The sequence below is a fragment of the Limnohabitans lacus genome (genome assembly GCF_030053395.1).
In the GTDB taxonomy this organism is placed as follows: Bacteria; Pseudomonadota; Gammaproteobacteria; order Burkholderiales; family Burkholderiaceae_C; genus Limnohabitans_A; species Limnohabitans_A lacus.
The window spans coordinates 144,119-159,597 of the sequence record NZ_JASGBH010000004.1 but is presented as its reverse complement, the minus strand read 5'-3'; the positions used below and the strand labels follow the sequence as shown (position 1 = coordinate 159,597).

Sequence of the window (15,479 nt, the reverse complement as noted above, 5' to 3'; positions counted from 1 at the left end):
ACGCCGCTGTGCCGCCGGTGATGCTGGCCACGGCCGATTCGGCCGATCAGGCCGAAACCCTGGCCCGCGCCAGAGCATTTGCCGACCCTTTGATCTCGGGCGAATGCCTGGACACGGGCGAGAACATCCTGGCGCACGCCGATGCGGTCGCGGCGATTTTGGCCGAGATTGGCGGTTCGGCCCAGATGCAGGCGGCCAGTTATCTGGTGTATGCCTGCCCGCACTTGAACAAGCCCGAAGAGGTGATTGCCAAGGCCTTTGGATCCAACTTGGCGCAATTGGCCATTCAGACCAACCATTTGGTGCACGTGCAACGCTTGTCGCGGGCTGCCGAGACCAGTGCACAGTTGACTGAAGACCCCAAACTGCAAACCGAAAACGTGCGCAAGATGCTGCTGGCATTTAGCCGAGACTTGCGTGTGGTGATGCTGCGCTTGGCTTCGCGCTTGCAGACCCTGCGCCATTACGCCGCCACCAAATTGCCGGTGCCGCCCGCTTTGGCACGCGAGTCCTTGCAGGTGTTTGCACCTTTGGCCAATCGCTTGGGCATCTGGCAGATCAAATGGGAAATGGAAGACCTGTCGTTCCGGTTTCTCGAGCCGGTCACGTACAAGGAAGTGGCCAGCTTGCTCGATCAAAAGCGGGGCGAGCGTGAGCGCTACATGGTCGATCTGCGTGAACGCATGGCGAAAGCACTGGCTGCTCAAGGCGTGAAAGCGCAAGTCGATGGCCGACCCAAACACATCTACAGCATCGTGCGCAAGATGCGCGGCAAGTCATTGGCTTTTGACCAGGTCTTCGACATCCGCGCCATGCGCGTGGTGGTGCCGGCCGTGGCCGATTGCTACCAGGTGCTCAGCTGGGTGCACGAGCACTTTGTGCCGATTGCTCAAGAGTTCGACGATTACATCGCCAAGCCCAAACCCAATGGCTACCAATCACTGCACACCGTCGTGCGCGATGTGGATGGTCGACCCATCGAAATCCAGATCCGCACCCAGGCCATGCACGACCATGCCGAACACGGTGTGGCGGCGCACTGGGCCTACAAAGAAGCTGGTGCCAAAGGCTATGCGGGGGTTTCGGCCAGCAGCGAATACGACAACAAAATTGCGGTGCTTCGCCAACTGCTGGCCTGGGAGCGTGACCTGTCGGGCGCAGGGCAGGGCGAGGGTTTGTTTGATGACCGCATCTATGTGCTGACCCCCGATGCCGCGGTGGTGGAACTTCCGCAAGGCGCCACACCGGTGGACTTTGCCTACACCGTGCACACCAATTTGGGCCACCGTTGCCGTGGGGCCAAAGTGGACGGTGCGATGGTGCCGCTCAACACCGCTTTGGCCAATGGCCAAACGGTCGAGGTCACAGCCATCAAGGAAGGCGGGCCGTCCCGTGATTGGCTGAACCCGGAGCTGGGTTATCTGGTCAGTAACCGGGCCAGGGCCAAGGTGCGTGCTTGGTTCAATGCCCAGATCAGCGAAGAGACCATCGCCCGTGGCCGAGAGTCCGTTGAAAAACTGCTGCAAAGGCTGGGCCGCACATCCACCAAGCTCGATGACTTGGCCAGCCAGTTGGGCTTCAAGTCGGCCGAGGGCTTGTTCGAGGTGGTGGGCAAGGACGAATATTCGCTGCGCAACATCGAGGTCTTGCTCAACCCGCCCGAGCCAGCGCTCTTGCCCGATGAGTACCTGGCCAAGAAGTTCAAAGGCGCTGTGGCGCGCAAATCGCCTTCGGGCGTGCTGGTGGTGGGGGTGGACTCGCTTTTGACCCAGTTGTCGCGTTGCTGCAAACCCGCGCCGCCCGATGCGATCAGCGGCTTTGTGACGCGCGGCAAAGGCGTGAGCATCCACCGTCAAGATTGCAGCAATTTCCGTGAACTGGCTTCACGCCATGGTGAGCGGGTGATCGATGTGCGCTGGGGCGAACACAAAGGCCCCGATGGCGCGGTGTACCCGATCGACGTGTCGGTGGAAGCCTTTGACCGTCAAGGTCTGCTGCGCGACATTTCAGAGGTCTTTGCCAAGGAAAAAATGAACGTGATCGGGGTGCAAACCCAATCGGTCAAGGGCACGGCCTGGATGACTTTCACGGTGGAAATCAGCGATGCGGCAGGGCTCAACAAGGTTCTGGGCACGGTGCGAAACGTCAAAGGTGTGCGCTCTGCCCGAAGACGCTGATTTTTACTGCTATAATTCAAGGCTTCAACAGGCGCGTAGCTCAGCTGGTTAGAGCACCACCTTGACATGGTGGGGGTCGTTGGTTCGAGTCCAATCGCGCCTACCAAATTCGGTAGGATCAAAAGCCCGGTAAACAAGATGTTTACCGGGCTTTTTTGTTTTCCGACCGATGAAAAAAATGGGCGCTACAAACGCCCATTTCTGTTTCAGGCACTGACCATGCCTTGGTGCCGCAGCAGCGCATCCAAGCTCGGTTCGCGGCCCCGGAATGCTTTGAAGGACTCCAACGCAGGGCGGCTGCCGCCGGCTTCCAAAATGGCTTGGCGGTAGCGGCGGCCAGTTTCCAGGCTCGGGCTGCCATCAGCTCCGGCGGTTTCTTCAAACGCGGCGTAGGCGTCAGCGCTCAGCACTTCAGCCCACTTGTAGCTGTAGTAACCCGCGGCATACCCCCCGGCAAAGATGTGGCTGAAGGTGTGGGCCATTCGGTTGAAGGCAGGCGGCTGCATCACCGACACCTCGTTGCGGACCTCTTGCAACAGCGGCATGAAGTCTTGCGAAGGGTCATGCTCGGCATGCACCAACATGTCGAACAGCGAAAACTCGATCTGGCGCAAGGTCTGCAAACCGCTTTGGAAGTTCTTGGCGGCCAGCATTTTGTCGAACAATTCGCGGGGCAGTGGGTCACCCGTTTCGACGTGGGCCGTCATGTGGCTGAGCACCGACCATTCCCAGCAGAAGTTTTCCATGAACTGGCTGGGCAACTCGACCGCGTCCCACTCGACACCGCTGATGCCTGAAACATCGCGTTCGTTCACTTGCGTGAGCATGTGGTGCAAGCCGTGGCCAAACTCGTGGAAGAGGGTGATCACGTCGTCGTGCGTGAGCAGCGCAGGCTGCCCATTGACACCGGCCGCGAAGTTGCACACCAGGTGCGCCACGGGCGTTTGCAAAGCGCCGGTGTCGGGGCGCTGCCAGCGGCCGCGCACATCGTCCATCCAGGCGCCACCGCGCTTGCCTGCGCGGGCCGGTTGGTCCAGGTAGAACTGGCCCACCAGTTGGCCTGCGCGCTCAATGCGGAAAAACTGCACCGCAGGGTGCCACACGGGTGCTTGGTCTGGGCGGATGCTGACTTCAAACAGGGTTTCGATGATCTTGAACAGACCGGCCAACACCTTGGGCGCTGTGAAGTACTGCTTGACTTCTTGCTCGCTGAAGCTGTAGCGCGCTTCTTTGAGCTTTTCGCTGATGTAGGGGACATCCCAGGCGTTCAAGGGGCCGTTGTGGCCCAGCTCTTTGGCCGCAAACTCACGCAAGTCGGCCAGGTCTTTTTCGGCAAAGGGGCGGGCGCGCACGGCCAGATCGCGCAAAAAGCCGATCACTTTTTCGGGTGACTCGGCCATCTTGGGCACCACCGACACTTGCGCGTAGTTGTCGTAGCCCAGAAGGCGTGACTCTTCTTGGCGCAAGACCAAGATCTCTTGCATCAAGGCGGTGTTGTCGAAATGGCGGCTGTCTTCGGGGGCCTGGTCCGATGCACGGGTGACGTGCGCCTTGTAGAGCTCCTCGCGCAGCGCCGCATCATGGGCAAATTGCATCACCGGCAGGTACACCGGCATTTTCAGTGTCAGACGGCAGCCGGCTTGGCCTTCTTGCTCAGCGGCAGCGCGGGTGGCTTGCACCACATCGGCGGGCACGCCGGCCAAACGGTCTTCGCTCACATACAGGGCAAAGCGGTCGGTCGCATCCAAGGTGTTTTCGCTGAACTTCTGGATCAGTTCGGCCAAACGCTCCTGAATGGCGGCATAACGCACTTTGGCCTCGCCTTGCAGCTCCGCGCCACCCAACACAAAGCCGCGCAGCGCATTTTGATGGGCCTGTTTTTGCTCGGTATTCAAAGTTCGGGTGTCGATGGCTTTGTACTTGGCATACAAACGCTCATCGCTGCCCAGACGCGTCCAAAATTCGGTCAGCAATGGCAGGGCCGCGTTGTAAGCGGCGCGCAACTCGGGTGAGTCGGCCACGCTGTTGAGGTGACTGACAGCGCCCCAAGAGATGCCCAATCGTTCGGTGCTCACATCCAGGGTTTGGGCGATGGCTTGCCATTGCGCGGGGAAATCGGCCGCGGTGACGGTTTCCAAGGCCTGGTTGGCATCAGCCAGCAACACGTCCATGGCAGGGGCCACGTGTTCAGGCTGGATCTGGTCAAACAAGGGCAGGCCCGATGTCTCGAGCAAAGGATTGGGTTGGGCGCTCATGGGGCTTTCTGGGTTGGTGCGGTGGAGCTGATCAGATGGCGACGCGTTCGGCCGCTTCAAGGGTGTTGACCAAGAGCATGGTGATGGTCATGGGGCCCACGCCGCCGGGCACGGGGGTGATGTGGCTGGCGACTTGCTTGACGCCTTCAAAGTCCACATCGCCGCACAGCTTGCCTTCGTCGTTGCGGTTCATGCCCACGTCCAGTACCACGGCGCCGGGCTTGACCATGTCGGCCGTCAGCACATTGCGTTTGCCCACAGCGGCCACGACCACGTCCGCTTGCAAGGTCAGGGCTTTGAGGTTCTGGGTGCGCGAGTGCGCCACGGTTACCGTGGCGTCTTTTTGCAGCAGCATCAGCGCCATGGGCTTGCCCACGATGTTGCTGCGGCCAATCACCACGGCGTGCTTGCCTTTCAGGTCATAGCCGATGCTTTCGAGCATCTTCATACAACCGTAGGGTGTGCAGGGCCAAAAGCCGGGCATACCAGTCATCAGGGCACCGGCACTGGCGATGTGAAAGCCGTCCACATCCTTGGCGGGGCTGATGGCTTCGATCACTTTTTGCGCATCAATGTGCGCAGGCAAGGGCAGTTGCACCAAGATGCCGTGGATGCTCGGGTCCTCGTTGAGCGCTGCCACGCGGGCCAGCAGGTCGGCTTCGGTCATGGTGGCATCGTATTTTTCGAGCACCGAATGCAGACCGCTGTCTTCGCAAGCTTTGACCTTGTTGCGCACATAGACCTGGCTGGCCGGGTTGTCACCCACCAGCACCACGGCCAGTCCCGGCGTGATGCCCTTGGCCTTGAGGGCTTGGGCGCGGGTGGCCACTTCGGTGCGCAGTTGTTTGGACAGGGCGTTGCCATCGATCATTTGGGCGGTCATGTTTAGAACTTGAAAAGGACAGGTGAAAAATGCAAAACGCCCGACAGGTGCGGGCGTTTGGAGGGAGTTTAGAGGCTCAGGCCTTGGGCGCGTTTTGTCCCAGGGCGATCTTGAGCAGATCGGCCACGGTGTTGGCGTTGAGCTTTTCCATGATGTTGGCGCGGTGTGCTTCCACGGTCTTGATGCTGATGCCCAAGTCGTCGGCGATCTGCTTGTTCAGACGGCCTGCGACGATGCGTTCGAGCACCTGGGCTTCACGGCCAGTCAGCTTGGACAGCAAGGCGTCGCGGCTGGCCGCTTGCTGGTGGCCCGCAAAAGCTTCGCGGGCTTCGTCCAGCATGCGCTCGACCAAGCCCAGCAGGTCTTCTTCTTTGAAAGGCTTTTGGATGAAATCCATGGCGCCTTTTTTCATGGTGTTCACGGCCATGGGCACATCGCCATGGCCGGTGATGAACACGATGGGCAACGGCGACTTGCGCTCGATCAGTCGGTCTTGCAGTTCCAGGCCGGTCATGCCGCCCATGCGGATGTCGGCGATCAGGCAAGCCACTTCACGGGGGTCGTAACGGCTGATGAAAGACTCGGCGCTGTCAAAGCAACGGACGCGGTAATCTTTGCCTTCGAGCAACCACTGCAGGGAGTCACGCACGGCCTCGTCGTCGTCAACGACATACACGGTGCCTTTTTTCGGAATCAAACTCATTCATTTACCCCAGTGGCTTGTAGTGTGGTTGAGGCGTCCTCAACCGGAATCCAGAAGGAGAACCGGCAGCCGGTCACCTCGTGGGCATTGTAGAGGTTCTGGGCAGAGATCCTGCCCTGATGCGACTCAATGATGCTGCGGCACAAATTCAGGCCAATGCCCATGCCTTCGGCCTTTGTAGAGAAAAAGGCCTCATACACCCGGTCGATCGCTTCCGGCGGCAAACCTTGACCGCTGTCGGTGACCGCAAATTCGACCACAGACTTGCCATCGACCTCCTGCAGTCCCACGCGCAACTCCACATGCCGCTGATGCGAAGGTCTTTTCGCGTTATCGATCGATTCGGCTGCGTTTTTCATCAAGTTGATCAAAACCTGTTCAATCAGGATCGGGTCCACCATCAGCAACGGCAAACGGGCGGCCACGTAATGGCTCAAACGCACATTGCGGCGGCGCAGTTCGATCTCGGCCAATTCCAAAGATTCATTCACCATGGCGCTGACATCGGACAGCGCCCGGTTGGGTTCGCTGCGTTTAACAAAGCTGCGGATGCGCAAAATGATTTGGCCTGCGCGTTGGGCTTGGTGCGCGGTTTTGTCCAAGGCCCACAGCAGGTCTTTTTCTTCCACCTGTTGGGACTTGATGCGCGAGATCATGCCGCTGCAGTAGTTGCTGATGGCGGTGAGCGGTTGGTTGAGCTCGTGCGCCACACTCGAGGCCATCTCGCCCATGGTGATCAAGCGACTGGCGTTTTGCGCACGTTCGGCTTGTTGGGCTGCCAACTCTTCGGCTTGGCGGCGGGGCGTGATGTCGGTGGCGATCACCATTTGCGCCAAGCGACCGTCGGCCCAATTGATGTAGCGCGATCGCACCTCTAGCCATTTGCCCAGTTCCGGGACGAAGATCTCGGCGTTTTCGGAGCTGGCCACGGTGAGGCTTTCGGTGGGCAGGCCCGCCAAATCGTCCACATCTTCAGCGTCGTTGGGGCCTTCGTAAGCCCCGGCCTGCGCCACCAAACGCAAGTGGCCTTGCGTGTCTTGGCCAAACCACAAACGGTAGAGCTTGTTGGCAAACAGCAATTCTTGGCTGCCCAGCGGTGCCACCGACACCGAGGCGTCCAGCGCTTCCAGCACGATGGTGAAGCGTTCATGGGCGTTGGCCAGTTGCTCTCGGATGCGGTTGGGCTCGGTGATGTCGGTCATCGAGGTCATCCAGCCGGTGTGCTTGCCCGATGCATCGATGAGGGGCGACACGTACATTCGGGCATCGAAGAGGCTGCCGTTTTGGCGCTTGACGCGCACCTGAAAACCACCTGCAGAGTGCTGTCCGCTGATTTCCTCTTCGAGGCGTTTGGTCAGTTGCTCGCGGTCTTGCTCGGGCCAGTAAGGGAAGGGCGCCGTGGCCCCCACCAGTTCAGCTTCGCTCCAGCCCGTCATTTGGCAAAAGGCCGGATTCACATAGCTGATGCGGCCATGCAAGTCGAGCGCACGCATGCCGGTGACCATGGAGTTTTCCATGGCGCGGCGGAAATTGGTTTCGGCCACCAAGGCCTTTTGAGCTTGCAGACGGCGACGGGTGTGGCGCCAATTGCCAATCAGCATCCAGGCGGTCATCACGCTGAGCACGCTGACCAGCCAGAACAGCCCGCTGCCCACCAAGCCTTGCGATGTGCGCCAAGCCTGTGCCCGAAGGATCAAGTCATTGCCCACGGGCGAGACGGGGATCTCGTAATCGTTGTCCAACCTGGGGTTGCCTGGCATCAGGTTCCACAGGTGGATGCGTTTGGGGATGGTTTGCCCCGCCAGCAATTGGCCATCGCCGTCGCGCAATGCCACCGCGTACTTGGCCAGCACTTCGGTGGGAATGCCGTAGCGCAACAAGCCCTCCATCGAGTATTCGGCCAGGATCACGCCGCTGAATCGGCCCAGGTCATTGCTCAAGGGGGAGTGCAACTGCAAGACCGAGTTGTTGTTGGTTTTGTCGTCGTCTGCGTCCACGCGGCCGTAAATGGGCTGCATCAGGTCGCGGGCCAAGCTGTAATGGCTTTCGGTCTCGCCAATTTTGAGCACGGTGCCCGCACGCAGATGTTGGCTGGGCAGCAAGCTGGACACGCTTTGGTTGGCAATGATGCGGCGGCGGTCGTCGATCCAGGTGAGCGATTGGTACTCGGGGTACTGCTGCACCAAGGCCTCGGCGCGGACCATGAATTGCTCTGCTTTGATTTCGCGGTTGGACACGTCACGTGCCAAACGCATGACTTGTTCTTGTCTTTCCAGCAGGCGCAGACGCAGGCGCTGCTGGGCGTATTCCACGTCCCGTTTGATGGCTTCTTGTTCGCGTTCGACTTCTTCGATGCGCAAGTACCAAAAGGCACTGGCAATGGCTGCCAAAAACAACAGCACCGCTGCCACGGGTGCCAGGTTGGCGAAACGGTCTTGTCGGACGGGCGATTGGCGCACCCACCAAGAGCGCCACCATGCCCACGGCCCCACTTTTTTCACAACCGAAGCAGCTTTGTTCAATTCCATGCGCCGAGTTTAGGGGACAAGCCCTCGGGAAATCCCGTGCAGGGCCATTGGGTTTCTCCTGAATTTCCATTGAAAATTCACAATATGAAAAGTTAAAGCACGATTTGAAATTTCTGAAAAATTATGAGAAACTTACGGGCATCATTTGGTCAACAACAAGCAGGAGACACGCATGACAGCGGCAAACCCACAACAGCCGAATCAAGATCTGGACTCGCAAGAGACCCGGGAATGGATGGACGCCCTGTCCTCCGTGATTGAAAAAGAAGGCGGCGAACGTGCCCACTTTTTGTTGGAGCAGTTGCTCGAACATGCGCGCCAACACAGCATTGACATGCCTTTTTCTGCGACCACAGGCTACGTCAACACCATCGAGCCTCAAGAAGAAGAACGCGCTCCGGGCAACCTTGAAATCGAAGAGCGCCTGCGCGCCTACATGCGCTGGAACGCCATGGCCATGGTCGTCAAGGCCAACCGCCACAACCCCGAAGACGGCGGCGATTTGGGTGGCCACATCGGCTCCTTCGCTTCCTTGGCCAGCCTGTTTGGTGCGGGTTTCAACCACTTCTGGCACGCCGAGAGCGAAAACCATGGCGGTGACTGCCTCTACATCCAAGGCCACGTGTCGCCCGGCGTCTATGCCCGCGCCTACCTGGAAGGCCGCCTGACCGAAGAGCAGTTGCTCAACTTCCGCCAGGAAGTCGACGGCAAAGGCCTGTCGAGCTACCCGCACCCCAAGCTGATGCCCGAGTTCTGGCAGTTCCCCACCGTGTCGATGGGCTTGGGCCCACTGATGGCGATCTACCAAGCCCGCTTTTTGAAATACCTGCATGCCCGTGGCATTGCCAACACCGAAAACCGCAAGGTTTGGGTGTTCTGCGGCGACGGCGAGATGGACGAGGTCGAATCCTTGGGCGCCATCGGCTTGGCCGCCCGTGAGAACTTGGACAACCTGGTCTTTGTCGTCAACTGCAACTTGCAGCGCTTGGACGGCCCGGTGCGTGGCAACGGCAAGATCGTGCAAGAGCTCGAAGGCGAATTCCGAGGTTCTGGCTGGAACGTGATCAAGCTGCTGTGGGGCTCCGGTTGGGACCCACTGCTGGCCCGCGACAAAGAAGGCGCGCTCAAGAAGATCATGATGGAGACGCTCGACGGCGACTACCAAGCCATGAAAGCCAACGATGGCGCTTATGTGCGCAAGCATTTCTTTGGCCGCGACCCGCGTACCTTGGAGATGGTCTCCAAGATGTCTGACGAAGAAATCTTTGACCTGCGCCGTGGTGGTCACGACTCCAAAAAAGTCTATGCCGCATTCCACAAAGCGGTGAACCACAAAGGCCAGCCTACGGTGTTGTTGATCAAGACCGTCAAAGGTTTTGGCATGGGCAAAGCCGGCGAAGGCAAAAACAACGTGCATCAGACCAAGAAACTGTCGGACGAGGACATCAAAGCCTTCCGCGACCGTTTCAACATCCCAGTGCCCGACAGCGAGCTGCCCAAGATTCCGTTCTACAAGCCCGCAGACGACACCCCAGAAATGAAGTACCTGCACGAGCGCCGCAAGGCCTTGGGCGGCTACCTGCCACACCGCCGCACCAAGAGCGACGAGAGCTTCACCGTGCCTGCGCTGGACACCTTCAAGTCGGTCATGGAGCCCACCGCCGAAGGCCGTGAAATCTCCACCACCCAAGCCTATGTGCGCTTCTTGACCCAGCTGCTGCGCGACCAGGCCCTGGGCCCACGCGTGGTGCCGATTTTGGTGGACGAAGCCCGCACTTTCGGTATGGAAGGCTTGTTCCGCCAGATCGGTATTTACAACCCCGCAGGTCAGCAGTACACCCCGGTCGACAAAGACCAGGTCATGTACTACAAGGAAGACAAGGCCGGTCAGATCCTGCAAGAAGGCATCAACGAAGCCGGCGGCATGTCCAGCTGGATCGCAGCGGCCACCAGCTACAGCACCAGCAACCGGATCATGATCCCGTTCTACGTGTACTACTCGATGTTCGGCTTCCAGCGCATTGGCGATCTGGCTTGGGCTGCGGGCGACATGCAAGCACGCGGCTTCTTGCTCGGCGGCACATCGGGCCGCACGACCCTGAACGGCGAAGGCCTGCAGCACGAAGACGGTCACAGCCACCTCATGGCCAACACCATCCCCAACTGCGTGTCCTATGACCCCACCTTTGCACACGAAGTTGGCGTCATCTTGCACCATGGCTTGAAGCGCATGGTCGAGAAGCAAGACAACATCTTCTATTACCTGACGCTGTTGAACGAAAACTACGCCATGCCTGGCCTCACGCCCGGCACCGAAGAGCAGATCATCAAGGGCATGTACATGTGCAAGCCCGGCGCGGCCGGTGACAAGCGTGTGCAACTGTTGGGCTCGGGCACCATCTTGCGCGAATCGATTGCCGCGCAAACCTTGCTGGCCACCGACTGGGGCATCCAGGCCGACGTGTGGAGCTGCCCAAGCTTCAACGAGTTGACCCGCGACGGCCAAGACGCTGATCGCTTCAACCTGCTGCACCCGCTGGAAACACCGCGTGTGTCCTTTGTGGAGCAGCAGTTGGCCCCGCACAGCGGCCCCGTGGTCGCATCCACCGACTACATGAAGGCCTATGCCGAGCAGATCCGTCCTTTCATTCCCAAGGGCCGCACCTACAAAGTGCTGGGCACCGACGGTTTTGGCCGCTCCGACTTCCGCAGCAAGCTGCGCGAGCACTTCGAGGTCAACCGCCACTACATCGTGGTCGCCGCCCTCAAGGCCCTGAGCGAAGAGGGCAAAGTGCCTGTGAAGCAGGTGGCCGAAGCCATCCAAAAGTACGGCATCAAAGCCGACAAGATCAACCCGCTGTACGCATAAATCCGGGAGACACACATGGCATTGGTAGAAGTACAAGTCCCGGACATCGGGGATTTTGATGAAGTGACCGTCATTGAATTGATGGTCAAAGTGGGCGACACCGTGAAAGCCGAGCAATCGCTCATTACCGTGGAGTCCGACAAAGCCTCGATGGAAATCCCGTCAAGCACGGCGGGTGTCGTCAAGGAAATGCGCGTGGCGTTGGGTGACAAGGTCAAGCAAGGCTCCATCGTGCTGGTGGTGGAAGCCGCTGGTGCGGCTGCACCGGCTGCTGCGCCTGCTGCTGCAGTGGCAGCGCCCGCACCTGCGCCTGCCGCAGCCCCCGTGGCAGCGGCACCGGCTACATCTGGCCCCGTGCAAGTGTTTGTTCCAGACATCGGCGACTTCAAAGACGTGGCCGTCATCGAAGTCATGGTCAAGCCCGGCGACACCATCAAGGTCGAGCAATCGCTGATCACCGTTGAGTCCGACAAAGCCTCGATGGAAATCCCGTCCTCGGCTGCGGGCGTGCTCAAAGAGCTCAAAGTCAAAGTGGGCGACACGGTCAACATCGGTGACTTGCTGGCCGTGCTGGAAGGAACCGCTGCAGCCCCCGCAGCGGCTGTTGCGGCTACGCCTGTTGCTGTGGCTTCGGCCCCTGCCGCTGCCCAAACCCCTGTGGCGGCCGCTGCCGCTGCGGTGGCTGCACCGGCGCATGCCCCTGGTGGCACCACGGTGGGCTTGCCCCACGCCTCGCCCTCGGTGCGCAAGTTTGCCCGCGAGCTGGGTGTGCCACTCGACGAAGTCAAAGGCTCTGGCCTCAAAGGCCGCATCACGGCGGATGACGTGCAAGCCTTCACCAAGGCCGTCATGTCGGGCGCTGCACAAACCAAGGCCCAGGCTGCCAAGGCCCCTGCAGGCGGTGGTGGCTCCGAGCTGGGCCTCATCCCTTGGCCCAAGGTGGACTTCGCCAAGTTTGGCCCGATCGAGCGCAAAGAAATGTCGCGCATCAAGAAGATCAGCGGCGCCAACCTCTTGCGCAACGCCGTGATGATCCCGGCCGTCACCAACCACGACGACGCCGACATCACCGACCTCGAAGCCTTCCGCGTCTCGACCAACAAAGAAAACGAGAAGAGCGGCGTCAAAGTCACCATGCTGGCCTTCCTGATCAAGGCCTGTGTGGCCGCGCTCAAGAAGTTCCCCGAGTTCAACAGCTCGCTCGATGGCGATGCGCTGATCTACAAGCAGTACTACCACATCGGTTTTGCCGCTGACACGCCCAACGGCCTGGTGGTGCCCGTGATCAAAGACGCCGACAAAAAAGGCGTCTTGCAAATCAGCCAAGAAATGGGTGAGCTGGCCAAGAAAGCCCGCGACGGCAAGCTCGGCCCTGCCGACATGTCGGGGGCGACCTTCACCATCTCCAGCTTGGGCGGCATCGGTGGCAAGTACTTCACGCCCATCATCAACGCGCCCGAAGTGGCCATCTTGGGTGTGTGCAAGAGCACGATGGAACCCGTCTGGGACGGCAAGGCCTTCCAGCCTCGCCTGATGCTGCCCCTGTCTTTGACATGGGACCACCGCGTCATCGACGGCGCCGCAGCGGCACGCTTCAACGCGTTCCTGGGTCAAATCCTCAGCGACTTCCGTCGCGTGTTGCTCTAAGGACAGACCATGGCACTGATTGATATTCAAGTCCCCGACATCGGCGACTTCGACGAAGTCACCGTGATCGAGTTGATGGTCAAGGTGGGCGACACCGTCAAATCCGACCAAAGCCTGATCACCGTGGAGAGCGACAAAGCCTCCATGGAAATTCCTTGCAGCCACGGCGGTGTGGTCAAGGAACTCAAGGTCAAGCTCGGCGACAAGGTCAAGCAAGGCTCGGTGGTGTTGGTGCTGGAAGGCGAGGGCGCTGCGGCGGCCCCAGCTGCAGCCGCTACCCCCGCACCGGCTCCTGCTGCAGCACCCGCTGCACCAGTGGCAGCAGCCCCTGCACCCACAGCCTCATCCTTCGGCGAGAACTATGCAGGGGTGGCCGACATCGAGTGCGATGTGCTCGTCTTGGGCGGTGGCCCTGGCGGTTACTCGGCAGCGTTCCGCGCGGCGGATCTCGGCTTGAACGTGGTCATCGTCGAGCGCTACGCCACCTTGGGCGGCGTGTGCCTGAACGTGGGTTGCATCCCCTCCAAAGCGCTGCTGCACGTCGCAGCCGTCATGGACGAAGTCAGCCACATGGCCGACTTGGGTGTGGACTTCGGCAAGCCAGTGGTCAACATCGACAAGCTGCGCGGCCACAAAGAAAAAGTCATTGGCAAACTCACCGGCGGCTTGGCGGCCATGGCCAAGATGCGCAAGGTCACCACCGTGCGCGGCTTGGGCCAATTCGTGGGTGCAAACCACCTCGAAGTGTCTGAGACCAGCGGCACCGCACAAGAGCAAAACGGCAGCAAAAAAGTGATCGCCTTCAAGAAGGCCATCATCGCTGCAGGCTCGCAAGCCGTGCGTTTGCCTTTCATGCCCAACGACCCGCGCGTGGTCGATAGCACCGGCGCTTTGGAACTCAAAGAAGTGCCCAAGCGCATGCTCATCTTGGGCGGCGGCATCATCGGCCTGGAAATGGGCACCGTTTACAGCACGCTGGGCGCACGCCTGGACGTGGTGGAAATGATGGATGGCCTCATGCAAGGCGCTGACCGCGACTTGGTCAAGATCTGGCAAAAGATGAATGCCAAGCGCTTTGACAACATCATGCTCAAGACCAAGACCGTGTCCGCACGCGCCTTGCCCGAAGGCATTGAAGTCACGTTTGCACCGGCAGAAGAGGGCGGCACAGCCCCCGCGCCGCAGGTGTATGACCTCGTGTTGCAAGCTGTAGGCCGCACGCCCAACGGCAAAAAACTCGCCGCTGAAAAAGCAGGCGTGTCTGTGACCGACCGAGGCTTCATCAACGTCGACATCCAAATGCGCACCAACGTGCCGCACATCTTTGCCATTGGCGACATCGTGGGCCAGCCCATGTTGGCGCACAAGGCGGTGCACGAAGCACACGTGGCGGCCGAAGTCATTGCGGGCGAACTGCAAGGCAACAAAGAGCTGGCAGCCGCTGCGTTCAACGCACGCGTCATCCCCAGCGTGGCCTACACCGACCCCGAAGTGGCATGGGTGGGCTTGACCGAAGACCAAGCCAAAGCCCAAGGCATCAAGGTGAAAAAGGGCTTGTTCCCTTGGACGGCTTCTGGCCGCGCCATTGCCAACGGCCGCGACGAAGGCGTGACCAAACTGCTGTTTGATGATTCACCTGAGGCCCATGGCCACGGCAAGATCTTGGGCGGCGGCATGGTCGGCACGCACGCGGGCGACATGATTGGCGAGATCGCTCTGGCCATCGAAATGGGCGCAGACGCTGTGGACATCGGCAAAACCATCCACCCACACCCCACGCTCGGCGAGAGCATTGGCATGGCGGCGGAAGTGGCGCATGGTAGCTGCACGGATGTGCCGCCGAGCAAGAAGTAAAAGCTTCGCGCTGCAAACAAAGAAGCCGCCAACCTGAAAGGGTTGGCGGCTTTTTTCTGGAGGCGTCCAGCGGGCTTTCGGTTCCTCCAACGCCTTGCTGGTGTGCTACGGACCCCAAAGTGGCATGTGCGTGTTTGCTTATTGCCAGTGACACACATGCGTTGCACTGGAAGGCCCAAGCAGTTGGCGGCAGAGTTGGTTCATCGGTGTTGTAATGGTGCACCTTTGAGGTGCAATTGCGTCCATTAATATGAATAAGCCGTGACCAAGATGACTACTCTGTTTGCAATACCTTGTCGAAATGCGCTTTCTTGCTTGGTTTTTGGGGTCATTGTTGGTTTATTTTCAAAATTGAGCCATTTCCCCCATCTTTCACGACAGAGTTTGAGCCACGTTCAACATATCCTGCTAATTTTTTAGGCAGGGTGTGCAGGAGTGATCAACGTGGGAACACTTAGCAAATTGCGCCGTCTGGTACTACGTGAAGGCGTATCAGTGTTGAAACAGGTAATCAAAGTTGGCGATTCAGGAGCTCTAGCGCAAAGACGAAGGGGTCAAAGAGC

General features: G+C 59.7%; 8 protein-coding genes and 1 tRNA gene. 5 read left to right on the top strand and 4 right to left on the bottom strand.

Annotated features, from left to right (window positions below):
• The first annotated feature begins 20 nt into the window (after positions 1-20).
• Positions 21-2,177: a RelA/SpoT family protein gene (locus QLQ16_RS07285; RefSeq protein WP_283224123.1), complete on the top strand. Its 2,157-nt coding sequence runs from the start codon at positions 21-23 to the stop codon at positions 2,175-2,177.
• A gap of 29 nt (positions 2,178-2,206) precedes the next feature.
• A tRNA-Val gene (locus QLQ16_RS07280) sits at positions 2,207-2,283 on the top strand.
• A gap of 100 nt (positions 2,284-2,383) precedes the next feature.
• On the opposite strand, the gene QLQ16_RS07275 is transcribed toward QLQ16_RS07280, so the two are convergent.
• From QLQ16_RS07275 to QLQ16_RS07260, 4 genes are all read right to left on the bottom strand, one after another.
• Positions 2,384-4,432, bottom strand: a complete 2,049-nt coding sequence (locus tag QLQ16_RS07275) for a M3 family metallopeptidase (RefSeq protein ID WP_283224031.1) — start codon at positions 4,430-4,432, stop codon at positions 2,384-2,386.
• 31 nt (positions 4,433-4,463) lie between these two features.
• Positions 4,464-5,315 carry a bifunctional methylenetetrahydrofolate dehydrogenase/methenyltetrahydrofolate cyclohydrolase FolD gene (gene folD / locus QLQ16_RS07270; protein WP_283224030.1) on the bottom strand — a complete coding sequence of 284 codons (852 nt, stop codon included), beginning with the start codon at positions 5,313-5,315 and terminating at the stop codon, positions 4,464-4,466.
• Positions 5,316-5,391: 76 nt separating this feature from the next.
• Positions 5,392-6,018 (bottom strand): response regulator transcription factor, encoded by a 627-nt coding sequence (locus QLQ16_RS07265; protein ID WP_283224029.1) that lies wholly within the window; start codon positions 6,016-6,018, stop codon positions 5,392-5,394.
• Positions 6,015-8,546 (bottom strand): PAS domain-containing sensor histidine kinase, encoded by a 2,532-nt coding sequence (locus QLQ16_RS07260; protein ID WP_283224028.1) that lies wholly within the window; start codon positions 8,544-8,546, stop codon positions 6,015-6,017. The genes QLQ16_RS07265 and QLQ16_RS07260 overlap by 4 nt, the downstream gene beginning before the upstream one ends.
• Positions 8,547-8,718: 172 nt before the next feature.
• Between QLQ16_RS07260 and aceE the strand changes: the two genes are divergently transcribed.
• From aceE to lpdA, 3 genes are read left to right on the top strand one after another with little or no spacing between them, the layout of a single operon-like run.
• The gene (aceE, locus tag QLQ16_RS07255; RefSeq protein WP_283224027.1) at positions 8,719-11,415 is read left to right on the top strand and encodes a pyruvate dehydrogenase (acetyl-transferring), homodimeric type; all 2,697 of its coding nucleotides are present in this window, start codon (positions 8,719-8,721) and stop codon (positions 11,413-11,415) included.
• A gap of 15 nt (positions 11,416-11,430) precedes the next feature.
• Positions 11,431-13,062: a dihydrolipoyllysine-residue acetyltransferase gene (gene aceF, locus QLQ16_RS07250; RefSeq protein WP_283224026.1), complete on the top strand. Its 1,632-nt coding sequence runs from the start codon at positions 11,431-11,433 to the stop codon at positions 13,060-13,062.
• A 9-nt stretch (positions 13,063-13,071) separates the two neighbouring features.
• Positions 13,072-14,916, top strand: a complete 1,845-nt coding sequence (lpdA, locus tag QLQ16_RS07245; RefSeq protein ID WP_283224025.1) for a dihydrolipoyl dehydrogenase — start codon at positions 13,072-13,074, stop codon at positions 14,914-14,916.
• Positions 14,917-15,479: the final 563 nt, after the last annotated feature.